Annotated in this window: 12 protein-coding genes and 1 tRNA gene; 3 read left to right on the forward strand and 10 right to left on the reverse strand. The window is 59.2% G+C overall.

Annotated elements, in window-relative coordinates; genetic code table 11:
• Nucleotides 1–81 precede the first annotated feature (81 nt).
• From MHM85_RS17630 to MHM85_RS17655, 6 genes are read right to left on the reverse strand one after another with little or no spacing between them, the layout of a single operon-like run.
• Nucleotides 82–1,413, reverse strand: coding sequence for an aminotransferase class I/II-fold pyridoxal phosphate-dependent enzyme (locus MHM85_RS17630; RefSeq protein ID WP_239286546.1), 1,332 nt, complete (start codon nucleotides 1,411–1,413; stop codon nucleotides 82–84).
• Nucleotides 1,410–8,735: a type I polyketide synthase gene (locus tag MHM85_RS17635; protein ID WP_239286547.1), complete on the reverse strand. Its 7,326-nt coding sequence runs from the start codon at nucleotides 8,733–8,735 to the stop codon at nucleotides 1,410–1,412. The genes MHM85_RS17630 and MHM85_RS17635 overlap by 4 nt, the downstream gene beginning before the upstream one ends.
• Entirely contained in the window at nucleotides 8,732–10,351 is a 1,620-nt protein-coding gene (locus MHM85_RS17640) for an LTA synthase family protein (protein ID WP_239286548.1), read from the reverse strand. Before MHM85_RS17640 ends, MHM85_RS17635 begins: the two co-directional genes overlap by 4 nt.
• 1 nt (nucleotide 10,352) lies before the next feature.
• Nucleotides 10,353–11,162 carry an SDR family NAD(P)-dependent oxidoreductase gene (locus MHM85_RS17645; protein WP_239286549.1) on the reverse strand — a complete coding sequence of 270 codons (810 nt, stop codon included), beginning with the start codon at nucleotides 11,160–11,162 and terminating at the stop codon, nucleotides 10,353–10,355.
• Complete coding sequence (locus tag MHM85_RS17650; RefSeq protein WP_239286550.1) at nucleotides 11,159–12,394, reverse strand: capsular biosynthesis protein; 1,236 nt, start codon at nucleotides 12,392–12,394, stop codon at nucleotides 11,159–11,161. The genes MHM85_RS17645 and MHM85_RS17650 overlap by 4 nt, the downstream gene beginning before the upstream one ends.
• Before the next feature lies 1 nt (nucleotide 12,395).
• Complete coding sequence (locus MHM85_RS17655) at nucleotides 12,396–14,414, reverse strand: capsular polysaccharide biosynthesis protein (RefSeq protein ID WP_239286551.1); 2,019 nt, start codon at nucleotides 14,412–14,414, stop codon at nucleotides 12,396–12,398.
• Between the two features lie 266 nt (nucleotides 14,415–14,680).
• Between MHM85_RS17655 and MHM85_RS17660 the strand changes: the two genes are divergently transcribed.
• The gene (locus MHM85_RS17660; protein ID WP_239286552.1) at nucleotides 14,681–16,696 is read left to right on the forward strand and encodes a diguanylate cyclase; all 2,016 of its coding nucleotides are present in this window, start codon (nucleotides 14,681–14,683) and stop codon (nucleotides 16,694–16,696) included.
• Here MHM85_RS17660 and MHM85_RS17665 read toward each other — a convergent pair.
• Nucleotides 16,693–19,770 (reverse strand): EAL domain-containing protein, encoded by a 3,078-nt coding sequence (locus MHM85_RS17665; RefSeq protein WP_239286553.1) that lies wholly within the window; start codon nucleotides 19,768–19,770, stop codon nucleotides 16,693–16,695. The two genes, MHM85_RS17660 and MHM85_RS17665, sit on opposite strands and share 4 nt — an antisense overlap.
• A 130-nt stretch (nucleotides 19,771–19,900) precedes the next feature.
• Between MHM85_RS17665 and MHM85_RS17670 the strand changes: the two genes are divergently transcribed.
• Both MHM85_RS17670 and MHM85_RS17675 read left to right on the forward strand, forming a co-directional pair.
• Nucleotides 19,901–20,848 (forward strand): AEC family transporter, encoded by a 948-nt coding sequence (locus MHM85_RS17670; RefSeq protein ID WP_239286554.1) that lies wholly within the window; start codon nucleotides 19,901–19,903, stop codon nucleotides 20,846–20,848.
• 65 nt (nucleotides 20,849–20,913) lie between these two features.
• Nucleotides 20,914–20,990 (forward strand) — tRNA-Arg (locus MHM85_RS17675).
• Between the two features lie 31 nt (nucleotides 20,991–21,021).
• On the opposite strand, the gene MHM85_RS17680 is transcribed toward MHM85_RS17675, so the two are convergent.
• From MHM85_RS17680 to MHM85_RS17690, 3 genes are all read right to left on the reverse strand, one after another.
• Nucleotides 21,022–21,576 carry a CAP domain-containing protein gene (locus MHM85_RS17680; RefSeq protein WP_239286555.1) on the reverse strand — a complete coding sequence of 185 codons (555 nt, stop codon included), beginning with the start codon at nucleotides 21,574–21,576 and terminating at the stop codon, nucleotides 21,022–21,024.
• Entirely contained in the window at nucleotides 21,569–22,057 is a 489-nt protein-coding gene (locus tag MHM85_RS17685) for a pyridoxamine 5'-phosphate oxidase family protein (protein WP_139527050.1), read from the reverse strand. Before MHM85_RS17685 ends, MHM85_RS17680 begins: the two co-directional genes overlap by 8 nt.
• A gap of 138 nt (nucleotides 22,058–22,195) precedes the next feature.
• Complete coding sequence (locus MHM85_RS17690; protein WP_239286556.1) at nucleotides 22,196–25,444, reverse strand: PAS domain-containing protein; 3,249 nt, start codon at nucleotides 25,442–25,444, stop codon at nucleotides 22,196–22,198.
• Nucleotides 25,445–25,581: the final 137 nt, after the last annotated feature.

Below are 25,581 nucleotides of genomic sequence, written 5' to 3' on the forward strand. Positions count from 1 at the left end.
TTCACCATTCACCATTCACCATTCACCATTCACCATTCACCATTCACCATTCACCATTCACCACTCACCACTCACCACCACTCACATTCCTTCGGCTAACAGCTTCTCCAGTACCTCTAGCGTCTCGTCGATGTGCGCTTGGGTGTGTTCGCAGGAGAGGAAGAAGCGCAGGCGGGCGCTTTTTTCCGGCACGGCGGGGTACAGGATGGGCTGTACGTTGATGTCTCGCGCGAGCAGTGCGTTGGAGAGGTGCGCTGCCAGTGGCGAGCTACCAACGATGACGGGAACCACGGCGGAGCCGATGCTGTGGCCGGTATCCATGCCTCGGGCTTGGGCTTGCTCGAGGAAGTAGCGGGAGATGGCCTGCAGTTTGGCGACGCGCTCGGGTTCTTGGGGCATCAGCTCCAACACTTTGAGCGAAGGGGCGGCCACTTGGGCGGGCATACCAACGCTGTACAAAAAGCCCGGTGCGAAGTAGCGCAGCGTCTCGACTAACGCGGTGCTACCCGCGATGTAGCCACCGCAGCCGGAGAGCGTTTTGCTCATGGTGCCCATCCAGATATCGACATCGGTGGGGTCGATGGCAAAGTGTTCCCGCAGGCCCAAGCCGGTTTTGCCCATCACGCCGAAGGAGTGGGCTTCATCCACCATGAGCCAGGCTTGATGGCGCTGTTTAAGGGCAATGAAGCGCGGCAGGTCGGGTATGTCGCCGTCCATGCTGTAAAGCCCTTCGATCACGACCAGGACGCGCTCGAATTGATGGCGGTGCTGGACAAGCAATGCTTCCAAAGCGTCCGGGTCGTTGTGGCTAAACGACATGCGTTTGGCGCCCGAGAGCTGCGCGCCCACCAACGAGCTATTGTGGATGTACTCGTCGTGTAGGATGAGGTCTTTGGGGCCGAGCAGATAGCCCAGCGTGGAGACGTTGGTTGCGTGGCCGCTAACGAACGCGACGGCGTCTTCAACGGCGTAAGCGCTGGCAATGGCGCGTTCGAGCTCGCCGTGGATAGGGCGTTCCCCAGAAACGACGCGGCTCGCCGAGACGGACGTCCCGTAATGAGCGGCTGCCTCGCTAGCGGCTTGCACCACACGGGGGTCGCCGGAGTAACCCAAGTAGTTATAGCTGGCAAAGTTGATGCAGGTGCGGCCATTCATCACGCTCGTGGCCCCCGCCAGGCCCTCATGTACCTTGAAGAAGGGCACCTCCAGGCCGAGCTGCTCAGCGCCTTGGCGCATCATCATGAGCTGCTGATAGCCTGGGTGCGCATCGAAGCGCGTAAAGCGCTCGGGCACGGAACGGGCTGCCCCCGCGCCTTGGGCGCTGGGGGCAGAGGGAGCGGCGGCTCTGGCGGTGGGGCGCTGGCGCGCTTTTTCCAGAAGCTGGCGTTTTAACTCAGAACGCTTGGCGGTCATGGTGTCTCGGTCGCAGGGGAGGATGCGGGCTCGCTGTTGATGCCATCCGCACCGTGGCGGGCGGCCAGGGAGGCTAACGCATCTTGTGGCGACTCTTCAACATCCTCATCGTGCTGGTGCAGTTTCTGAATCAGCACGCCCGCGAGCTTGTCGAGCGTCGACGCTTCGCTGAGCACCATCACCGGTACTTGGACGCCTAAACGGTTCTCGATGGCCGTCATTAGCTCGACCCCCATGAGCGAATCGAAGCCCATGTCGTAGACCGAGCGATTCACGTCGATTTTTTCTTCATCGATGAGCAGAATGCTGGCCAGTTCGGCGCGCAGCAACTCGGTGATCGTGCTGTGCAGCTCTTCGGGCGAGAGATCTGCCAGCAGCGCGCTGATGTCGTCGTCGCTATCCAGGCTACCGTCGTCATCGCTGGCCCGCGCAATCTCATCGAAGCGCGGCACGCTGGAGGTGGGCAGGAAGCGCGCCAGCGCACCCCACTCGAGCTCTAGCACACCCAGGCTTGGCCCAGGCGTCAGCAGCATTTGTTCGAGCACCTTGAGGGCGTCGTCTGAGCGTAGTGCCGAGCCGCCCAGGCGCTCTTGCAGTGCGTCGCGGGTGCGGGTATTGCGCGCCAAGAAGCCAACGTCGTCGATGGCGCCCCAACGCACGCAGGTGGCCGGTAGACCTTGGGCCCGGCGGCGGGCCGCGAACGCTTCGAGCCAGTGGTTGGCGGCCACATAGTTGGCTTGGCCAGGGTTACCGAACAGGGTGGTGGCCGATGAGTAGAGCACGAAGAAGTCGAGGGTGTCGTTGGCCGTCAGCGCCTCTAAGTGCTTGGCACCGTCGATCTTCGGTGAGAGCACGTTTTGAATCCGCTCGGCATCCAGGTTGCGAATCAGGCCGTCATCGATGACCGTGGCGGCATGCACGATACCGCGCAGCGGGCTGAGCTCGCGTTTGGCGCGCTCGAACACCTGTGCCAGGGCATCGCGGTCGGTAATGTCGCACGCCGCCGCCAGCACGTTCACACCTTGCGCTTCGAAGTTAGCCACGGCTGCTTGCGCTTCTTCACTGGCCGGGCCGCTGCGGCTGAGTAGAATCAGCTCGCGTGCGCCCTTATCGACCAGCCATTGTGCGGTTTTTAGGCCAAAGCCACCCAGGCCGCCGGTCACCAGGTAGCTGGCATCGCTGGGTAGCTGCATGCTGGCGGTGCCTAGCTGCTCCTGGCGCGGTGGGGCAATGGGCTGCTCGTAGGTGACGACGACCTTGCCGATCTGGCGCGCCTGCTGCATGTAGCGGAAGGCATCGATGACCTGGCTGTGGCTGAAGGCGGTAAACGGCAGCGGGCTCAGCGTGCCGTCGTTGAACAGTGCCATCATTTCGCCGAACAGGCGATGAGTGAGGGCCGGCTGCACTTTCATCAGCTGGTCGGAGTCGATGCCGAAGTAGCTCAGATTGTTGCGGAACGGCCGTAGACCGATATGGGTATTTTCGTAGAAGTCGCGCTTGCCAAGCTCCAGGAAGCGCCCGAACGGGCGTAAAGCGCGCAGGTTCTGGTTGATGGCCTCACCGGCCAGGGAGTTGAGGACGACATCGACGCCCTCACCCTGGGTATCTTCGAGGATCTCTTCTGCGAAGGTGAGCGAGCGGGAGTCGTACAGGCGCTCTTCGCCCATTAGGCGGAGGAAATCACGCTTCTCTTCCGAGCCCACCGTGGCGTAAATCTCGGCCCCCATCCACTGGGCGATTTGTAGCGCGGCAATGCCCACACCGCCAGCAGCGCCGTGAATCAGCACTTTTTCGCCGGGTTCTAAACGTGCCAAGTGTTTTAGCGCGTAGTACACGGTAAAGAAGGTCGTCGGGATGGTGGCGGAAGCGGCGTAGCTGACGCCTTCCGGCAGGGGCGCCACGGCGTGCTGGCTGGCCATCAGGCGGTCGCTGAAGCTGGCGGGACCAAACCCCACGACGCCTTGGCCGGGCGTTAGGTGGTGAACGTTGCTGCCCACGGCCACCACTTCACCGGAAAACTCGAGGCCAAGGGTGGGGCCAGCAAAGCCGTTCTCGATGGCTTCATCCGACAGCAAGCCCAGGGTATACATGACATCGCGGAAGTTGAGGCCGGTCGCTTTGACGCGTACCTCGACGTCGTCAGCGCCAAGCTCGGGCAACTGGCGAGGCCGCCACTGTAGCTGGCGCAATTGGCCGGGTAGGGCGAAGCCGAGCGTCATGGCTTGGCGAGGTGCGGGGTTGCTGGCGGTATGCGGGTGCGGCGCGGGCAGGGTACGCAGGCGCGTGGCAAAGCGGGTGCCTTCTTGCGTCAGCACCAGCTCGTTTTCGCTATCCGGTTCCGCGATAGAGGCCGCGAAGGTGGCGAGCGCAGACTCACTGGGGGCATCTGGCAAGTCAACGAGGGTAACGCTGTGGCCCACGGCCTCGTTGGCCAGCGAGCGGCCAAAGCCCCATAGCGCGGCGTCGTCGGCACGCTGGTAGCCTTGAGTGGTCAGCCATAAGGTCACATGGCAGCCTTGCGCGTCCAGGCCGCTCGCTTCCAGCGCCAACGACCACTGCTGCGCGGCGAAACAGCGCTGCGTTTGTGCCTCGGTGGACGTGCTGCCTAGCTCACGCAGATCGAGCACGTTCAGTGCTACAGGTGTGTCGGTGAGGTCGGCCAGCGCTTCATTGAGTAGCGTTTGCGGCGCTGCGTCGCTGATCCGAAGCCATACGCGGTGGCCCATGTGGTGGCTTAGATGCTCCGCCAGCTCTGCAGCAAGCGCTTCTCGTGATGCATCGGCTATCAATAGGGTCTGCGCTCTGGCTACCTGCGCGTCGGTGTCACCAAGCTCTGGGTGTTGCGCATGCAGCAAGTAAGCGCCCGCTTCCTCTAGTTCGATAGGCGCGGAAACGCTCAGCCCCTGGTGGCTCAGCCACTCGATCAGCGTGCTCTGTTCGAGCGCCGCTTGGTCGATGCCCGGCGTTGCCAGCAGGTCGTCCAGCCAACGGCTGGGATGAAGGCCAATCACCATGATTTGCGCGCCGGGCGCCAATTGCGCGGGCAGGGCGTCGATCAGTTGGCGTGTGCGTTCGGGTTGGGTGACATCTGCGCTGACAAACGCAAGCTGTGCCTTTTGCACGGCTGTCAGCGCCGGTAGCGCCTCGTCTAATGGCTGAATGTCCATCAGCGGGTAGCGCTCTTGCAACTGTTCCGCCTGGTGGCGCGCCGTGTCGCTCGTGGTGAGCGCGCGGTAGCGATAACGGTCGTTCGTACCTGGGGCGCCGTGGGCAAGCTGTTCCAGCAAGCGCTGGCCCAACGCGGGCGCGCAGGGGCCTGCTTCCAGTAGATTGAGGCGTTGGCCATCTGGCAGGGTGGCCAGAGAGGCCTCCATCAGCGCACCTAGCTCATGGGCCAGAACTTGCCAACCGCTTTCACCCACCAGGACACGATTGATGCCGGCCAAATGCTCGGCAGTGATGCCCAGGCTTTCCAGCGTATCACGGCCATTGAGTAGCGGTTCACGGTGCAGGCCCAAGCGGCCGACGAGGTGAATGGGCGCGAAGTAGTCGGGATACTCCTGCACTAAGAGCTGCCAAATGGTCTCTGGAGCTGGGGATGCGTCGTCATCGCCGCCATTAGCCTGCTGGACGAAGGCCTCGCTAAGGCTATCGAGCAGGGGGGCAACTTCTTGCGCATAGCGCTGGCCAGTGCTGGCGGTGTAAGCATCGCTCAAGCCCATCAGGCGCGTCAGCGCGTCTGCGGGAAGCGGTAGCGCGGCGGCTTTCAGCGGAGCGGGCGTGAGCTCCACGTCTAAATAGCTAAAGTGTTGGTGGTGCGCACGGTTGAGTCGAATGGCCTTGAAGCGTGTTTGGCTCAGCACCGCCACGGCGCGCCCTTGGGCATCGTAAAGCTCGAAGTCCGCCGTGAAAGAGTGCGGCGCGCGTTTGCCCATGACCGCACGCGCCAACACGGGCGCGCCTGCCTCGGCATTGACTTGGATACGACCGACGCGCACCGGTACGAAGGCGAGTTGGGCGGCGAATTCACTGTGCTGTGCCAGCAGCGGAATGAACATTTGGAAAGCGCTATCCAGAATTCCCGGATGCACGTGTAGCGTGTTTAACTGAGCCGTCACCGCCTCTGAGAGGGCGATTTCTCCAATGATGCTATCGCCCTCGATCCAGCCACGTTGAATCGCCTGAAACGCTGGGCCATAGTGCAGGCCAATGCGTTCGGCCATGTGCAGATGCTCGTCCAGAGTGTAGTCAGCATCACGTTTGGGTAGCGCTGGCGCCCTGCGGTTGAGCAGGAAACCGCGGCTTTCGCGCATCCGGCGTGCCACGGCATTGAGCTGCCACTCGCTTCCCGTGGCGGGCTCTCGGGAGTGGATGGCCAGACGTCCATCATCGGGGTCGAGGGTGAGACGCATGGTACGGCCATTGGGCCCGTCCAGCAGCAGCGGTGCGCGAATCTCCAGCTCTTCGATATCGAGAACCGGCGTCTCTTTCTGTTGTAGCGCGGCGGCCAGCGCCAGCTCGACGAAGCCCGCGCCGGGGAAGACGGCCCCTTCACCCACCACATGGTCGGCCAGCCAAGGCTGTCGCTTGGTGTCTAATTGGCTCTCCCAAGTGTGCTCTTGCTGGGCCAGCGGGTAGCCAAGCAACGGGTGCTGGTAATAGCGCGCCAGCAGGCCTTGGCCATCGTGGGTGCCCTGGACCCAGAGCTGGGTGCGCTGCCATGCGTAACGTGGCAGCAGCACGCGTTGACCTTCCACGGGGAAAAAGTGCTGGCTGTCGAGGCTCAAGCCACTGAGCAGCAGTTGGCTGGTGGTGCGGTTCAAGCCCTCTAAACCGGGCTTGTGGCGCTCGATGGTGCCGAAGACCAAGCCGCTGCGCTCTTGCTGGCGCAGCGATTCGTTGAGATAGCGTCGTAAGATCGGGTGCGCCCCGACTTCGACGAAGACGTTGTAACCCTGCTCGATGAGGGCGGTCGCTGCGCTATCGAAGAGCACCGGCTCGCGGATGTTGAGCCACCAGTAGTGGGCATCCAGTTGTGTGCCTTCACTGATCGCCCCGGTCACGGTAGAGACGTAGGGGATCTGGGTGGCTTGGGGCTCGATGTCCGCCAGCGCGTCGACCACACCCGACTGGATGCTATCCATGGCAGGGCTGTGGAAGGCGTAATCCAGCGGCAGACGCTTGGCAAAAGTGCCGTCGGCACTCAGCGCAGCTTCCAGCTCGCCGAGCTGGTCGCGATCGCCCGCCAGGGTAATGCCTTTGGGACTATTGATGCCCGCCAGACTGATCTTGTCAAATTCGGGCTTGGCGAGCCAAGGAGTGATCTCATCGGCACTCATCGCCACCGCCGTCATTTCCCCTAGGCCGCGAGTTTTGCCCTGATAGTCACTGCGGTAATAAATCACTTTGACCGCGTCTTCCAGGCTCAATGCGCCAGATGCCCACGCGGCCGCTACCTCGCCTACGCTGTGACCAAACACGGCGGCTGGCGTGATGCCTTGCGCTTTTAGCCACTCGGTCAGCGCTACCTGCAGGGCAAACAGTGCGGGCTGGGCGATTTCGGTGCGTACGAAGCGGCTCTCTTCGCCTTCTGACCGGTTGCGGCCTGCTAATTCGTCACGCAGAGAGAAGCGACCGTAGCGCTGGAACAGAGCGTCGACACGGTCGATGGCGGCCGTGAAGTCGGCGTCGGTATCCAGCAGGTCATGGCCCATGGTTTCCCACTGGCAGCCGTTACCGTCGTAGACGAACACCGGGCCTCGGGCATTGGCGAGGCGCTCTAGCGTCATGACGGGGCTGGCCTCTCCTTCGGCAAACTGGCGCAGTGCCGTGGCGGCTTCGTCAGCGCTGCTGGCAAAGCAGAGCGCGCCGTGGCTGTGTTGCTCACGGTGGTGATAAAGCGTATGGGCTATATCGTAAAAATCCTGCCCGGATACCTGCAGGTGCTTGGCCAGCGCCAGCGCATTGTCGGTCAGGGCCGCTTCACTGCGGGCGCTAAGGCGAATGGGCAGCGGGTTAGCGGGTGTTTGACGAGGCGTTTCCGCTTTTTCCGGTGCGCTCTCCAAAATGACGTGGGCGTTGGCGCCACCAAAGCCAAACGAGTTGATGCCAATCACCAAACGGCCTTTGGGTTTCAGCGGTTGGGCTTTGGTGACCACGCTCAAGTTCCATTCGTCGAACTTGATGCGCGGATTCAGCTTGCGAATGCCAATGGTCGCGGGCACCTCGCGGTGCTGCAGGCTATAAAGCGCTTTGGCAAGCCCCGCCACGCCCGAGGCGGTTTCCAAGTGGCCGACATTACTTTTTACCGAACCAATCGGCAGCGGCGTTTGCCGATGCTTGCCAATGGCCTCGCCAATGGCGCGGGTTTCGATGGGGTCGCCAACGGCGGTGCCGGTGCCGTGGGCTTCTAAATAGTCGATCTCATCGGGGGAGATGCCCGCTTGCTCGTAGGCGCGACGCATCAAGTCGGTTTGAGCGCTGGGGTTGGGTACCGTCAGGCCGGATTTATGACCGTCGGTATTCACGGCTGACCCGGCGACCACGGCCAGTATGTTGTCACCGTCGGCGACGGCTAAGTCGTAATCTTTGAGCAGGAAAAGTCCTGCGCCTTCGGAGCGTACGTAGCCATTACCCGCTTCGTCGAACACCTGACAGCGTCCGGTGGGCGACAGCATGCTGGCTTTGGAAAAGATGATGAAGCCATAGGGGTGCAAGTGCAGGCTGATACCGCCCGCCAGCGCCATCGTGGTTTCACCGCTGCGAATGGATTGGCAAGCTTGGTGAAACGCCACCATCGAGGACGAGCACGCGGTATCCAGCGACATGCTGGGGCCGTGCAGGTCGAATACGTAAGAGAGACGGTTGGAGGCGATGCTCGAGGTGTTACCCGTGGCGGTAGAGGCATCGATGGCGGCCATGTCATCCGCCAAGCGGTACGAGTAGTCCAGGCTGGCGACACCCACGAAGACACCACACTGGCTGCCACGCAGCGTGCTGGGTACGATGCCGGCACTTTCCATGGTTTCCCAGGCGAGCTCTAGCAGCATGCGCTGCTGCGGGTCCATGTTGGCGGCTTCGCGGGGAGAAATGCCGAAAAACGCTGCGTCGAACCCGCTAATATCGCCCAGGCTGCCCGCTGCGAAGGTGACGCTGGTGCCGGGGTGGCGTTTGTCTGGGTGCCAGAAGGCGTCGTGGCTCCAGCGATCTGGGGCCACTTGGGTGACGAGGTCTTTTTCGGCTTGCAGGTCTTGCCAGAACGTTTCAGGGGTGGTGCCGGGGAAACGATGGGCGGCGCCGATGATGGCCACACGTTTAGTCATTCTTGCTCCTGAGGTTCTGGTTCTGCCTTGATCACATCGTTACTTATATCGTGTCCAAACACTTGTTTAAATAGCCGAAGGCCAAGTTCGTTGGCGGCTATGTCCTGCGGCGGCTGCTTGGCAGGCATTTGGTCGGGCGGCGTTGGTTGCGTCGACCATATCATGTATGGGGTGCTGCCCGTAGGGGGCATGAAGTGCCCGTAGGCATCTGGCAGTATAGGCACATGGTCGCCATACCAGCCCAGTATGCCAGGCCTCATGCGCTCGTTTAGCGCGGTTTTAACGTTCGCCAACATTTGATCAGCTTCACCTAAGTGGTGCAAATAGACGGCGAGTTCACGCAGGTGGTCTGCAAGCGGCCAAGTCGCGTTGGGTAGGGTCGCCGCCAAGCGTGCCTGCGTAGGCGCCTCCAAATGCAGCGGGCCGTGGTTTTCCATGGTGATCACGAAAATAAACAGCGGCCTATTATCGTCATCTTTCAGCAGGCGTCCAACCTTTCGTGCCACGGCCTGGTCACCGATGTATTGCCCGTGTTTGTCGCTACTGTCAAACGCGCTGATATCGATGAACGTATCGAAACCCAACTGCGGCATGACGTTATCGCGCATGTAGAAGGTAGCGGGGTAGGGGTGCACGCAAATAGTGCGGTATCCCTGCGCGCGAAAAGCGCTCGCCACGCTGGATAGCGGGTGACGGCTTAGCGTGCGGTAGGGGTTGAACTGGCGGGCACCCCAGGCGCTGGGTGCCAACCCCGTGAGCACGGCGCATTCGGTGCGTACGGTATTGGCCCCCCAGGCCGGCACGCTCAGTTCGCCCTTTTCGACGGCCTCGGAAAAGGCGGCATCGAAATGTTGCAGTAGCGTCGGCGCAACCTCTGGACACCATGGGCGCGGATCGAAAAAGGATTCGCTCTGAACCAGGACGACATTGGGTCGCTCGGCGCTATCTGGTGAAGCGACGGCACTGGGCTGGCTGGCAGCCGCGTAGGGGGATGCCAAAGGGTCAGGCGGTGACGAGCGCATCAATGCTACCCCATAGGCCCAAAGGCTGGCGTGTAGCCCTACGCGATGTAGATCCTCGACCGGTTGCAGGGACATGGCGCCGAGTGAGCGTAAACCAACGGCTACCAGCACCGCCCCGAGCCCGGCGAGCAGTCCGGTGCTTTGTAAAAAGAGCACAGTGCTCCACTGGCTAACCAGCGACGGCTCCACATAGAGAAAGCTGCCAATGGCGATGGCCCCCGCGCTGCTGGCCGCGATGGCGAGGCCAATGCCAAAAAACGGGACATAAAGCCGTGGGTGCAGGATGGCGTCCCAGAAGTACTCGAAGTCGTGGCAGATGAACGGTTCGTTGAGCGTTTTGGACTTGGTATTGCTCGACTGGACCACCACGAGCTGGAGCGACAGCACGAAGACCACGGCAAACCAGGGACGCTGGAGCAGCAGCGTGAAAAGCCCAAATAGCAGTAGCCAACTGCCGAGATGGATCACATTGGCTGCCATCGGGCGCTGCCAGAGAGGAGTAGGCCGTGGAGACAGCAGCGCTTCGAACGCTAAGCTGAACACTAGCCCGATGAAGAGGGGCAGGCTAAGCGATAGGAGCAGGTGGTCAAGCATCTTACCGGCCTCCTATATGATCGAAACCCAGTCGTTTAATGAGCCACTGCGACACGCCTGCTGGCAAGACGGCCAGCCACCAAGTGCCGAAGTTGAGCGGAAACGGGAAGCTGACTCGCGCACGGTTGGCGCGAATGCCACGAATGATCACTTTGGCGGCTCGTTCGGGTGGCCACTCAAAGGGCTTGGGGCCAGGCATGGCATTGCACATGGGGGAGGTGACGTAGCCGGGCATGACGACCGTTACCCCGATGCCGCAGGGGGCGAGCAAGCCGCGCAAGGCTTCGCCATACGCTTTGATGCCCGCTTTGCTGGCACTGTACGTGGGCGTGCTGGGTAGTCCATGCCAACCTGCCAGTGAGCTAATGAATACCAGTTGGCCACTACCCCGTGCGCGCATGGCGGGTACCAAGTGCTGCGCCATGGCAATGGGGGTGGTGAGGTTGATGTTCAGCAAGGCTTGAACATCGGCCCAGGGCTCGAGCTCCCCCAACTGCTCAGGATGTGTGTTCTTGCCTGCGTTGGCGATCACGATATCCGGCAACTGCTCGGCACTGAGCGTAGTGAGCCACTGCGCTAGTGCCTCATCATCGGTGAGGTCGATGGAGGAGAGCGACACGTCAGCCCCTTTTTCGCGACAGGCGTTAGCCACGTGCTCTAAGGCGCTGACGTTGCGTCCATGCAGAATCAGATGCGTTTGGGGAGACGCATACGCCTTGGCGAGCGCTCCGCCGATGGCCCCTGTGGCGCCGGTGATCAGCACGCAGCGTGTGTGTGGTGTCTTCGTCGAGTACGTTGCATCAACACTCACAGCAGCTTCTCCAGAGGGGATGGGCAGGCTTCTAATATGTGCGCAGCATTATTGACTGCGAGATCGATACTGGGCTGGCAGTAAAAACCGCCGTTTACCTGGGCGGTATGCATCACGGTATTGCGAAAATAGCCGAACAATTCGGCACTGGGCGGTGGTGGCTGGTGCCAAAACTCCTCCAGCGAGCCTTCATAGGTAAGGCCTGCCAGATTATAAATGGGGTCGCTGAGCGCAAAGGTGGGGCAGTGTGATTCCAGTGAGACGATGCCCACGGTACTGTTCACCGTGACGGTACCCACTGCATGCTTGATCAGCGCATTCAGATCGCCGGACTCGAGGTACACGATGCGCCCATCCAAGCCGTAAAAGTCTGAGAGACGTTGAATGATGGAGGGGTAATCCACGAGTCCCATATCGAGCGGGTGGTTCTTGATGCACAGCAAGGCATCGCTTGGTGCATGCTCGGCAAACGAGCCCATCACGTGGTCCATGACCTCTTCCATGTTGGCGTAGGGAGAGTGGTCACGAATTTGCGCATCGGTATTTAGCTGCAACGGCAGCATGAAGTAGGGCTTGCCGCTTCCGATCAATCGTTTAATCCGTGCTGCGTCGCGTTTTTTCCACTGTTTGAGCAGCGTGAAGCGCTTTAGGTAGCCCGCATACTCCACCGGTGCGGTAATGGGCGCGTGGTTGCGATAGCGCGGTGCGACCAGGGGGTTCGCCAGCCCGGCGACATGGTACGCCACATCGTGCATGGCGCGGATGTTAAACGATGAGCGAAAGCGTACCGGAGAGGGAAGCTCAGGTAACGCTTTGCCCGTTTCATAAAACCAGGTGGGATCGCGAGGCAGCAGCGAGTGGCCGTTGACTCCCTCACGTTCCAGCGTGATCCAGAAGGGGCGGAAGTAGCCCTCTTCAAACACGTGGGTGCGAATGCCTGCGGCCGGGGCTTGGTCGACCGCTGGGCGGTGCACGGGACGCCGGTCGCCGAACAGGACCTGGTCGGTAATGCCGTAGCGTTGCCATAGTGAGGTGACGAAGGCGGGCAGCTCGCTCAGAGGGCCGCCAAACAAGTGGCTATGACTGTGCGTGCGCTGCCAATAGAGGAGATCGCCCGCGTTGAAGTTAACTTTCACCACGCGGTGGCCGTCGTCGGTGAGGCGTCGGGCTAAGCGTTGGTAAAAGGGCGAGCAAACGCCTTGTAAGAATAAGAATGCGCGCTTCTGCTTCAACTCAATGGCTTCCAATCAACAAGTTACGATAGCAGCGATAAAGGCGCTGCTTCCATGTAAGTAGCGGTGTTTGTGCATTAGATTGTTGTAACTTTGCCCGCTCCAATAGGCTGACGACGGTCTCGGCATTGCAAAGCTGACCAGAGGTGGGGTCGACGTAATTGGGGTACAGCAATAGCGTGCCAGCAACGAGGGCATTCAGGGTGAGCGTCCGGTTGCGCCTTGGGCAGCGCAGGGCGTCTTGCGTTAGCCCCCAACCCGCATAAAAAGGCAGGCCATAGGTCGTCACTTGACGATGACGCAACAGAGCTTCAAAACCGGTCAGCGAGCTCATTGTATGCACGGCATCCACGCGCTCTAGCAACGCGGTGATGTCGACGTGGCTGGCGTCCAAATCATACAGACGTTTGGCATCAGTATCGAGTTTGCCCACTCGAGCCCCGCTGATCACATCAGGGTGTGCTTTGTAGATGATGAAAGCGTTCGGCTGAGATTGGCGCACGGCTTTTAGCAGTGCGCTATTGGTGCGGATCTCCGGTGAGCCGGTGGCGATGGACGCATCGCTCTCGACTTGTCCCGGCACTAAAATGACCGTTCGATGATCGGGTAAGGCAACGTCAGCCGCCCCAGGGACGTTATATTTTGATAGCTTCAGGGTGACGAGGCGCTGGCGCAATTCGGCGGCCCTGGCCAGTAAGTCATCGCTAAATTCATGCTCGTTGAGCAGCGTTTCAAGGTCGCTTGGCTGACTGGGGTCGTAATAAATACCGTGGCGATCTATCACCAGCGACAGGGGTTGAGTGAGGTCGACGCCCAGGCCTACCGAGCGGATAAAACCGTCTTCCATGCGCCAAAGATGAGGCAACAGTTCGCTGTGCTGCTTTTTGAAGGTGCCGTCGATACGGCTCGACCATACCAGCAGCCGTTGCGACTCGACGGCTTGCTGGGGGAGTCTCTTTTGGTAACGAACGCGGGCAGCAGGACCCAGAAAATCGCTGATGAAACGTCGCTTCCAAGAGGAGAAGCCGCAAGCGAGCCATGCGCCTCTCAACCGCTCTTGCTGACGCTTTTGGTCAGCGATGAGATATATCGTCTCTTCCAGCGTGGATGGCTGGCCCGTATAGGGGTTGGCGTAACGGCAATAGCGAAGATAGGCCGCCGCGAATACTTCTGGCAATGTACGAGAACGCGTGCGCCGGGGGCAGGGGAGTTGGTCTTGGGTCAGGCCCCAGCCAGCATAGAAAGGAGTGCCAAAGCAGTGGACACGTTTGCCCGCCATGAGCGCTTCGAAGCCAAGCTGGCTAGTCACCACATAGACATCGTCGACTTGGTCGAACAGGGCCCAGGGGTTGATATCTTCGCTGATCACCTGGCAGCGCGGGTGCTGAAGAGCGCTGGTAAGGTGCCCTTGCTTTTTACCCGCAATCACATCGGGATGAATTTTGACCAGCACTTTCGCCTGGGGGTGATAGGCCAGTGCGTGCTCCAGCATGGCTGAAAAACTGGCGGCGCTCGCGCCACCATACTCGATGGATGCATCCCCCGCCGTTTGGTCGACCACTAACACGCTGGCGCCACTAGCGCTCAGAGGCTTGTCCGGCGCATGGTTATATTTCGATAAGCGATAACGCTTTAGTAAGGCGATGCAATGTTCTGCCCTGGATACTTCTTCCGACGAAAAGTCGGCGGTCGCTAGCCACTGCTCTAGGTCGCTGGGTCGTGAGGCATCGTAATAAATGCCGCTGTAATCCACTACGAGACTATGCGGTTGGTAACCGGCACTACTAAGCCCTAAAGAGCGTAAAAAACCATCTTCCAGGGCGACGTAGGGAAGACGGCGCTTGTCGGCATAGCGCCTCGCTCGGCGGCTGGTAGGTTTCAACCCCCATCCAATGACGGCGTCTGGCTGGGCACTGAGGGGACGAAGCGGGAGGACATCGTCGAATTCTCTTAAAAATGCGGCGAGTGGTGTGATGCTGCCAATGCCTTTAGAGGTGTAACCCGCCGTACGTTTTGCCATGGAGTGTGCCGAAATGTTTTGTCGGGTGGTTTGCGAGATAGGCGGCGAACATACGTGAAATAAGCGTGGTTATCAATTCGCACGCGCTTGGCTTAGAGTTAAGGCGCTTTCGTTACGGAAAGAAACGGTTTAGAAAAAAATAGCTAAGTTGATTTGTCTCAACGCGCACATTTCAGTTGTTTTTGATAAGTTATTTCTTTCGAGCCATGATAGCGTCTGAACTCGCGAACCCCATTCAAGGAAAGTTAACGAAATAGGGATTTCTGGTGCGCCTAGCCCCCCTGATCCATCGACTGATTACGTTTCGTTCGCTAAAAAGCCGGCTGCTGCTGGGGCTTTCCTGTGCGCTGGCCATCTTGGCGGGGGCCGTGCTGGGCATGGCGTGGCAGGTCGGCAAAATCATGGTGCACGAGACCAATATCGCCCACCTGCGCTATGAAGCCGATTTGCTGGCCGATGAGATTACCCAACAGATCAACCAGCGCATCAACGCGCTACAGCGGTTGAACGGGGCCATTGGGCTGTCAGACGATCCCACCTGGTTGAATTACGAGCTGCAAAAGAACGACTCCCTGCTGGCTTGGTTCGAAGGTTTGGTGGTCAGCGATGAGAACGGCGTGATTTTGAGCGACTGGCCGAGCGTGGTGGGGCGAGTGGGCCTCGAGACCAAAGACCTCGAGTATTTCAAAATGGTGCGCGGTATTCGCCGCCCCTACGTGAGCGAGCCCTTCGTGGGCCGGGCTAGCGGTATGCCGCTGGTGCTCATCAGCATTCCTCGTTTGGATGAAAACGGGCGTTTTGCGGGCTTTGTCGGGGGCATCGTCAGCCTCAAGAGCAGCGGACTCTTCAATCGTTTGAGCACCATTCGTTTGGGTGACAGTGGCTATGCGGCCGTTTCGACCGCTTCTGGCAAAATTCTTTACCATCCTGATCACGGGTTGGTGAACGCCGAGATCAGCAACGTCCAATTGAACCCGATGTTAGAGCTTGCGCTGGCGGGTTGGAGAGGGGAAGGGGTTGCCGAACTGTCGAGTGGTCGCGTAGCGCTGCAAGCGTATGCCCAAGTGTGGCCAGCCGATTGGATAGTAGGCCTGTTTTTGCCCACCACTCAAGCACAGTTACCGCTCTCGGGGTTCATTTATAAGCTGCTGGGCATTTGGTTCGTCCTGGCGTTACTCATGATGCCGCTCTTATGGTGGCTGCTGGCGCGCATTCTCAAGCCATTGGACCATCTTGAATCGCAAATTGGTGAAGTGGGTAAGGGCGAGCGCGCGAGTCTCGATCTCGCCACCAGCATGCAGGAGTTGCAGCAAGTCGCGATGACTTTCAACCGCGTAGAGCATGAGCGCCAGCAGTTGGTCGGCCATTTGCAAGAGCGCCAGGCGTTTTTGGATTCCGTATTGAGCGCTACACCCCAGGGCATGTTCGTTGCCAATTTTGGCGGCAAGATCACTTATATGAACCCGGCACTGCTGGAGATGCTGGATATCCCTCCCGATACGCCCATGGAGGCGTGGATGGAGCAGGTGCACCCTGACGACCGAGAAGGGGCGAGGGACATGTGGGTTCACAGCCTGAAAACCGGTAGCGATTTCGTGCGCCAACTACGGTTCGTGCGCAGCGACCATGAAACGCTGTGGCTGGACATTCATGCACGGGTGGTCATGTTGTCTCAAGGGGGGCACTCGCTAGGCTTGGTCGGGGTCGTGAAGGACATCACCGAGCGTCGCCAGCAAGAGGCGTTGCAGCGCTGGGAGGCGGAGCACGACCCGTTGACGGGGCTACTTAATCGACGTGGGTTCGAGCGCCGGTTGGAAGAGGCGTTTGCCGACTTCCAGAAGACCAGCACGCCCTCTGCGCTGCTTCTCTTCGATCTGGACCATTTCAAGCCTATCAACGACGAGGGCGGCCACGCGCTGGGAGACGAGATGCTCCGCCGTATCGCTCAAATCGTGGCCTGGGAAGTACGTCGCAGTGACCATGTGGCGCGCCAAGGGGGAGATGAGTTTGCTGTGCTGTTACCCAGCTGTACGCTGGGACAGGCCGAGCGTATCGCAGAGTCGTTGCGTCAGTCGGTGAGCGAGGTGACCGTGACCCATGAGGGCAAAGAGTACAGCGTGACGCTCAGCATCGGCGTGACGACCTTCGATGAAAGCGACGAAACGGTCGATGTGGCGATTTCCCGGGCAGATGCGGCCAGTTATGAAGCCAAAGGGGAGGGGCGAGACGCCGTGGTCGTCAAATTGCCCGAACAGTTCGACCCCATAGAGCTGTTCGATTAAGACGCGTCTGGGAAACCTTCCCGCTGCCAAGTGATCAGCCACTGGGGTAGCGCTTCGGCGGGCATGGGGCGCGCAATACCGTAGCCCTGGGCTAAGTAGCAGCCCAGCGACAGCAGCGCTTGAGCGTGTGCCAGGGTCTCGACGCCCTCTGCTAGCACGGGGCGCGCGAACTTCTTGGCCAAGAAGACGATACTCTCTACGATCGCACGATCATCTTCGCTCGCCAGCATATCGCGAACGAAGTCTCTATCGACTTTGATCAACTGCACCGGCAGGCGGCGAAAGTACGCCAGCGACGAGTAGCCGGTGCCGAAATCGTCCAGCGCCACGTCGATCCCCAGCCGTTGACAGTTTTCGAGCACATGCAGCGCCGCTTGCATGTCATCCAGCGTGGCGGACTCCAAAATTTCGATGGCCAGCAGCTTGGTGGGCACATCGGCATAGCGAGCTAATAACTTTTCCAGCTGAGGCAAAAATCCTTGGTGCAGCAGGTGCTGCGGGCTGACATTGACGCTGACCTGCAGCGAAATACCGACGCGTTGCCACTGCTGAAGCTGTTTCAGAGCGGCTTCGATGACCCACTCTCCCAGTAGAAACTCCAGTTCGCTGCCTTCGATGAGGGGCAAAAACTCACCTGGAGCGCAAATCCCCCGCGTAGGATGCTGCCAGCGGATCAGCGCTTCGGCACCTACCACCTCTTTCGATTGCAAATCGACTTGAGGTTGATAGAAAAGCTGGAACTCGCCGTGACTCAATCCATGCTGAATGGCGGTGCGCTCTTGCTGACGTAGCCGGGAAAGGTACTCTTCATCGGTGCTGTAGCGAACGCACTGGGAGACGCCTTGGGTTTTGGCTTTATACAGCGCTTGGTAAGCGTGTCGAAAGAGCGTGTCAGGGTCTACTTCGTCCTCTGGGAAACACGTCATCCCAATACACGTCGTTAGCTTCAAGCTATGCCCATGTACCTTCATGGGTTGCTGGATGGCGCTATGCAGCGCTGCGCTGCTGAAGTGCTGGGTGGGGGCGACCACCACGAACTCATCGCCGCTAAGCCGTGCGGCAATGCCTTGCCCGCGCAACGGTTTGATCGACGCCTGCAGGCGTTTCGCTATGCGCGTTAGAATACGATTACCCACGGGGTAGCCGAACATGTCGTTAAGGCGTTTGAAATCATCGATGTTGAGTACGTAGACCGTCAACGGTTCGCGCTGCTGGATGAGCGCCTCTAATTGCGTGCGGGCTAAGCGTTGATTGGGTAGTCCCGTCAATTCATCGATGTTCGCAGCTTTATACAGCGCTTCTTCGTGACGCTTCGTGTCGGTAATATCCGACTGAATGGCAATGAACCCTCCACCTGACTGCTCGCTATCGGGAAGTGGGTTACAGCTAATGTGCACCCAATAAGGCGTGCCGTCTTTACGGTAGTTGAGCAGCTCTTCTTCGAACCGCTGCCTGTCGCGCAGCGCATGCGCAATACGCCGCACGGTGGCTTTATCGGTGGCGCTTCCCTGGACTAGCTTGCCAGGTTTTTTACCCACGGCTTCTTCGAAGGTATAGCCGCTTAGCCGTGTAAAGCCGTCGTTGATCCACTCGATATTGCCCTTGGCATCGGTGATGACGACACCGTTACTGGTATTTTTGGCCACCATCGACAGGCGGGCAATGGCCTGCTGGTCTTGGCGCTGCTGACGGTGATTGCGAAGGTTATTGATGAACTGCCCTATGCTACCTAGTAGCGGTGCCAAAAATTCGACCAGGGCGTCGTCATAACCGTTCGGACGGTTAGCGAGGCCAATCATCCCGATACAGTGGCCGTTAGAGTGAATCGGCACGCCCAAGAAGGCATTCAGCGGCGGATGCCCTGGCGGTAACCCGCCTCGTCGGGTATCGAGGGCGGGCGTATTGGAGATCACCACCTGTTGATGGCGCATTACATGACCAAAAAGGGTGTCGAGATTGCTGAACACCATTCCATCGGGAGCATTCTGATCATAAAACAGCTTGGAGGCTCGATCCCACGTGATGTCGGTGATTGCGTGGGCGACGAGGTAGGGGACCTGGCTCTCGTTATACAGCACCTCGCCAATGAAGCCATATTCGCTGCTGGTCAATGCCAATAGATCTTCGAGCAGCGGGTCGAGCGCTTTGGCATTGCCTTGGCCATCGATGAAGCTCGCCTGAGCACGCATGATGGCTTGCTCCAACGCCTGCTGGCGCAGTAATTGGGTTTCGATCTGTTTACGCGGAGTGACATCCAGCATCGTACCGATAAGCTGCACCACGTGGCCGTTGACCACTAGCGGGTTGCCGGTGATTCTGACCCAGCGCGGCTCGCCACTGACCGTGATCAATTGAAACGTGTCGTTAAACGCAAGGCCTTGCTCGATAGCCGAGTCGATGGCGTCCATTAGGCGCTGGCGGTCTTCGGGGGTATAAGCCTCCATGCGCTGCTCGAAGGTGCGAGCATCACGCTTGTCTACGTCGTAGAGCTCGTTGACGACATCGTTCCAGTGCGTAGCGCGACTGGGCACGTCCATTTCCCAGAGACCAATCGCTGCGTTGCCAATGGCATCGTAGGCACGTTGAGATACATAGTGCTCGAACTGCAGGACCGCGCTACTGGCCAGTTGCTGAAGTAGCGCGCTTTGTACGCTGGAGAGCCGACGGGGCTGGGTATCCATGACGCAGAGCGTGCCGATGACGCTGCCATTGTCTGCGATCAGAGGCGCTCCGGCATAGAACACGATGTGCGGAGGCGAACTCACCAGGGGTAATTGTTTTAGCGAGGCGTCCTGGCGGGCATCTTGTACTTCGTACAGCGCTCGTTTTTCGATGGCAATGCCGCAGAATGAGTGTTCTCGCAGCATCCGCTGCGCGGATTGGCCCACGCTACTCTTGACCCACACATGGGTGTCATCGACGAGCGTCATTAGCGCAATGGGCGTATCGCAGTAGGCAGCAGCCAGTTGAGTGATACGGTCGAAGTGGTCGTCAGCCGACAAGTCCCCTAGCGTATAACGCTTGAGCGTGAGAAGGCGCTGCTCTTCGTTTTCATGGTTGAGGGGCAAAACCATAAGTGACCTATCAGTGACGGTGCGCGTTTGTGCTTACTTTCCCTTATGGTGACGAGACTGTCTAGCGAGTCGACAAATCTCAGTCAACGGTAGAGTATAAGAGGATGCTGATTCGACTGAGAGCGCCTTCGTGGACTTACTTGAACTCTTTACACGCACCTTAGACGTGACCCTGCCTGTTTTTGCCATGGTGTTCATCGGGATTGCCTTGAAGCGCCTGGGCTGGATCGATAGCGCCTTCATTTCGACTGCCTCGTCTCTCGTGTTCAAAGCCACACTGCCCACGCTGATCTTTCTCAGCCTAGTCAAAGCCGACTTGAGCGTTGCTCTTGATGTGCCCTTACTGCTCTTTTTTGCGCTCGCCACGTTGGGCCAGTTTTTGCTCAGTTGGGGTTGGGCGCACCTGCGCGTGCCAAGAGCCGACCGGGGCATTTATGTTCAAGGAGCGTTTCGCGGAAATTGTGGGGTCGTAGGCTTGGCCTTGGCGGCTGGCATGTACGGCAATTATGGTTTATCCGCCGGTAGTTTGCTGCTGGGGGTGGTGATCGTGATGTATAACGCGCTCTCCGTCATTGCCTTGGCGGCCTATCAGCCCGGCCAAGCGACCGATTGGCGGAGTTTGCTGGGTCATATCATCAAAAATCCGCTGATTCTTTCGGTGTTCGCTGCGCTCCCTTTTACCGCTTTCTCGGTGTCGCTGCCCAGCTGGGTGATGACCTCGGGTAATTACTTTGCCTCGCTCACGCTACCGCTCGCGTTGATATGCATCGGCGCAACGCTATCGGTATCCAGCATGCGAGAGGGAAGCCAAGTGGCGCTCAGCGCCAGCAGTATGAAAATGGTGGTTTTACCCGTGCTTTCCACATTGGCTGCGTGGCTGATGGGGTTTTCGGGGAATCAGCTCGGCTTACTGTTTCTTTTCTTTGCCAGCCCCACCGCTGCCGCCAGCTTCGTGATGGTCAAAGCGATCAATGGAAACGTGGCCTTGGCCGCCAATATCATCGCCATGACCACGCTCATGGCCAGCGTGACCGTGACACTGGGTATCTTCGCTCTTCGCCTGCTCGGTTGGATATGACCTCTGCCGATGCAAAACCGCGGTTGGCCGGGGCGGATCAAACCGCTATACTATGCGCCCCGCAAGTCCCTGTAGCTCAGTAGGATAGAGCAGCCGCCTCCTAAGCGGCAGGTCGCAGGTTCGACTCCTGCCAGGGACGCCAAACGCCCCCGTGTCTTCTTCATTTCTAACCACTAGCGCGGCGCGCCTAGCGTTTGCACCCAGTAGTGCGTAAATCGCGAGTCACTATCTTCCGCGTGCGCCATGCCCATGTCGGTAAAGGCATCGTTCATGAGGTTTCGGCAGTGGCCTGGGCTTTCGATCCAGCTTTCGATGGCTGCGTCGGCGGTGGTGTGGCCAGCGGCGATGTTTTCGCCAATCCTTCGCCACGTATAGCCGTGCTGTGTAGCGCGATCACTTATGCTGCTGCCGCCTTGCCCGGTATGGCTGAAGTAGTCGTTCGTGGCCATGTCGTCGGCGTGAGCTTGCGCGGCGGTGGTGAGCGAGCAGCTCCAAGTAAGGGGGCTAGCGGCATCGAAAGAACGTTCGCCGCATTGGCGGGCTTGGCCTCGAGCTTGGTTGACGCGGTCAAGCATCGTTTGCTGCCGTTCGGTGGGAGCGCACGCTTCGGACGCGGGGGATGCCTTATTGGCGGATGAGGCGGGCGCATGCGTTATCCAGACCGTTGCCATCCACGCGATCGAACAAAGCGCCCGGGCAGCCGGGCGCATCATGAACGGCTTATCCACCGAACTTCTCGTTTTCGCCCAAGTTGGGTGTGGCGTCTTTTTTGAGATTGGCTTTGGCGATTTCGTACAGCTGGAACGTTTTGCTCTCTTTGGCTTTCCAGTGCTCACCCATTTCTACTTTCACTTCCAGTAGGGCGACATCAGGGTCGTCTTTGCCTTCAGGGAACCAGGCCGCGACGAAGGGGTTCCAGTACTTGTCGATCAGCTCACGGTCGTCGATGACGTTGGCCTTACCGGATAAGGAGACGTAGACACCGTCGTCTTGGTCCGAAAAGCTAAGACAGACATCGTGATCGCTTTTGGTTTCCAGTACTTTTTCAGCACTACGGCGAGTATAGAACCAAAGCGTGCCGTCGTAGTCGTCTTGCACGAGGTGCATGGGGCGGGCGCGTGGCATGTCATGGTCTAACGTCACCAGCATGCCGACTTTGATATCCTTGATCATTTTCCAGATTTTTTGCTTATGCTCTGGGCTAGACATGGCGTCACTCTCCTTATGAATGGCTAGCAGTGGGCGATTGCCAAGTGCCTCTTTCTGGGGCAATGCTTATGCAAAAGCTAATAGGATTCGTGCGGTGTTGTACAAATCCTTTCATTAGCCTAGCTGCCATTGAGGAGATCAGCAAATCAGCTCTCCGGGGAGTTCGATAGTGAATTCGCCACCGCCGCCGTTGGCATCTCGGTAGTACACCTCGCCCCCCAGCTGCTGGGCAATTTCTCGGGTAATGGCGAGCCCCAAGCCGGTACCGGGGAGCTTGCGTGTGTCACTAGCGTCCGCTTGGGAAAAACGCTTGAAGAGGTGGGGTTGAAAGTCGGGGTCGACACCTGGTCCGTGATCGCGGACGCTAATGTTGACGGTTGACTGTTGGTGCGCAACGGAGATTTCGACCGGACGATCTTTCGGCGTGAATTTGACGGCATTCGACATCAAGTTGGTTAGCGCTTGAATCAGCCGTGGACCGTCGACGTTGACGCGCACCTCTGGCCACTGTGGCGTGGCTTCAATACGGACCCCGTGCTGCTCTCCGTACCCGGCCATGGAGTCGATCGCCTCTACCACCAGCGGGGTCAATGGCTGCGCGGCCAGGTTCATGGGCATTTTGCCTGCCACCAATTTCTCCATATCCAGCAGGTCGTTGATGAGCGTGGCAAGCCGCTGCACGTTGCGCTGGGCGGTTTCCAACAGCGCATTGGCGGGGGCAGGCAGTTCGCCCACGACGCCGCCTGCCAGAAGCCCTAACGAGCCATTGATGGAGGTGAGCGGGGTGCGCAGTTCGTGGCTCACGGTAGCGATGAACTGATTCTTCATCTTATCCAGCCGTCGTCGCTCGGTAATGTCCTCTATCAGTGACCAGATGACGGGGCGCCCGTCGGGGTCATGGCTCAGCATGCCCTGCAAACGAACCGGGTAGCGGCTGCCATCCTTGCGGATGTACTCTTTTTCGAAAGGCCCGTAGCGGCCCTCGTTTTTGAGGCTCACGAGTACTTGCTCTTCCATGGCTTGGTACTCTCGGGGCGTAAGGTCCCAGTAGCTGAGCTTGACGAACTCGTCGCGGGTATAACCGGAGGGCAGCGTCAAGGCGTCGTTGAGATCGATGAACTGCCCGGTCTCGTAATCGTTGAGCGCAATGCCAATGGGAGCAAACTCAAAAAGGCCTCTAAGACGACTCTCGTTGCGCTCCAGGGCTTTTCGTGCCAACTCTTGTTCATGGATATCGTGCAGGTAGCCATGCCATAGCACGCTGCCATCGGCGAGCCGCTCTGGCCGCGCCTGACCGGCTGTCCAGCGGTACACGCCCTGATCGTTTCGTACGCGATACGTGGCATGCCAGTCCCCGAGCGCGTTGGCGGAATGCTGTATGGCGGACGCCACGGATGCCAGGTCGTCTGGATGGATGCGCTCGAAGGCGGGAGTGGCGTCTTGGGCCGCCTGTTTGGGCGTCATGCCGTAAAGGGTTTGAATTTGCGGTGAGCTGAACGGGAACGTGGGCCGTCCGTCGGGAAACTGTCGGTACTGATAAATGACGCCAGGCAGTTGCGCCATGAGCTTGGTAATCCGCTCGTTGCTCAAACTGTTGGTCAAGGTATCAGCCAGCCAGCGGGCGAGTAGTCTTAGAAACAAGGTTTCGCTTTCATCAAACTCGCTGCCCCGGGGTGAGGCTGAGGAGAAGTTGAGCGTACCGAACACTTGGCCCTCCACTTCGATGACGATGGCGGCATAGGCGCCAAGAGGAAAGGCTTGATAACAGGGGTGAGCATGAAATTCACTGTTGGCGACATTGGCGATAAACAGCTCTTTTTTCTGTCCGGTGAAGAGTAGTTGGCACCAAGTGCTGCCTAAATCGAAGCGCTCACCGGCCGCCAGTGGCATGCCGGGGGAGCACTCTACCCATCGAGCGGTGTATACCTCGCCCTCGATCTGGCTGAGGATCGCTAGGTCCAAACCGAGATAGTGACGCGTCGTATGCAGTGCATACTGAATTTTGGCATCGAGGGTGTCGAGCGTATTGAACGCGATATCGTTGAGCAACAGCAGCGCATCGTGGTGTTTGCGAAGCTGCACGCGGGCTTCGTGCTCACGGGTAATGTCGACGATGAACCCTTCCATGATCAAGGGGTGTTGGGCATCGCCTGTCACCCAGTTGCCGCGCTCTTCGACCCAGCGCCAACGGCCATCGCGGTGGCGTATCCGGTACTCAATATGCCAACCTTCGCTGGCGGCGCGGGCGGTTTCGATCGCGTCGCCCACGGCGGCGGCATCGTCGGGATGAATGATGTCGGCATAGCTGAGGCACGCGTTATTGATGAGTTCTTTCGCGGTATGGCCGCTGACCTGGTCGATTTGCCCGCTGATGTAGAGCATGGTCCAGTTCTCATCCGGTAAGCAGCGATAGGTCACCCCGGGCATGTTGCTCAACAGTGACGCAAACTCATCCCGGCTGGCTTGCAAGGCCTGCTGCGCCTCGATCTCGTGGGTGATGTCGGTATGGGTGCCATACATCAACAGCGGCTGACCCTCTGAGGTCCAGTCGAACACCTGCCCGCGGTCGTGCACCCACACCCAGTGGCCCTGCTTGTGACGCATTCTTGCTTTGCAGCTATAGCTTTCCGTTTCTCCTCGAAAATGCGCATCGAGTAGGGCGGCAGAGTGAGCCAAGTCGTCGGGGTGTGCAAGGTCCAACCACGTATTGATGGTGATGGGGCTGAGCTCTTCCAGCGTATAGCCAACGATCTGTGCCCACCGCTCGTTGAAAACGGTCTCTCCCGTTTGTACGTTCCACTGCCAGGTGCCGACGCCAGTGCCTTCGATGACCAATCGGGCACGGCGCTCGCTTTTTTGCAGTGCCAGCGACAGCGCAGAGTGAGAGGCGTGGTGACCGATATCGTCCTGGATCAGTGCCTCTATCGTTGCGGCGATGTCGTGAAGCAGCGCAATCTGTTCTTTCGTGAAGGCTCTTGGAACCGTGTCGAACAGGCAGAGACAGCCTGCCGAGCGATCCGAAGACGTAGCCAACGGTATCCCGGCAAAGAAGCGGACGAAGGGGGCGGCCTGAACCATGGGGTGATCGGCGAAGCGGATATCCGCCTGGGCGTCCTCGACGATCAAACAATCGCTTGGAAAGAGCGCATGGCGACGAAATGTGTTTGCTAACGCGGCTGCGCTGGTTTCCAACAGGCCCTGGCTCGTCGCGAGCTCCAAGCGGTCATGTTGACGTAGATAGACTTGCACGATGGGCACGCCGAACACCTGTTGCGCGAGGCGCGCCACACGCTCGAAACGAGGGGGCTTGCCATCGTTCAAACCGTGGTCAACATTCGCTTCTAACGCAGGTGCAGCGCGGCTTATTGAACCCTGGGGTGTTTTCATGGCGTGACCATCGATGCCTGTCAAGCTTGTTGGAACCTGGAATCAGGCGGCTTCTAATCGCTGATCGCGTTGAACCAGCGGGTCTTCCCGGTCCGGGTTCAGCCAGACCGTCCGGCGCGGTGTCCAGTTCCGAGTGG

The organism is Halomonas sp. McD50-4, from assembly GCF_022348135.1.
Lineage (GTDB): Bacteria > Pseudomonadota > Gammaproteobacteria > Pseudomonadales > Halomonadaceae > Vreelandella > Vreelandella piezotolerans.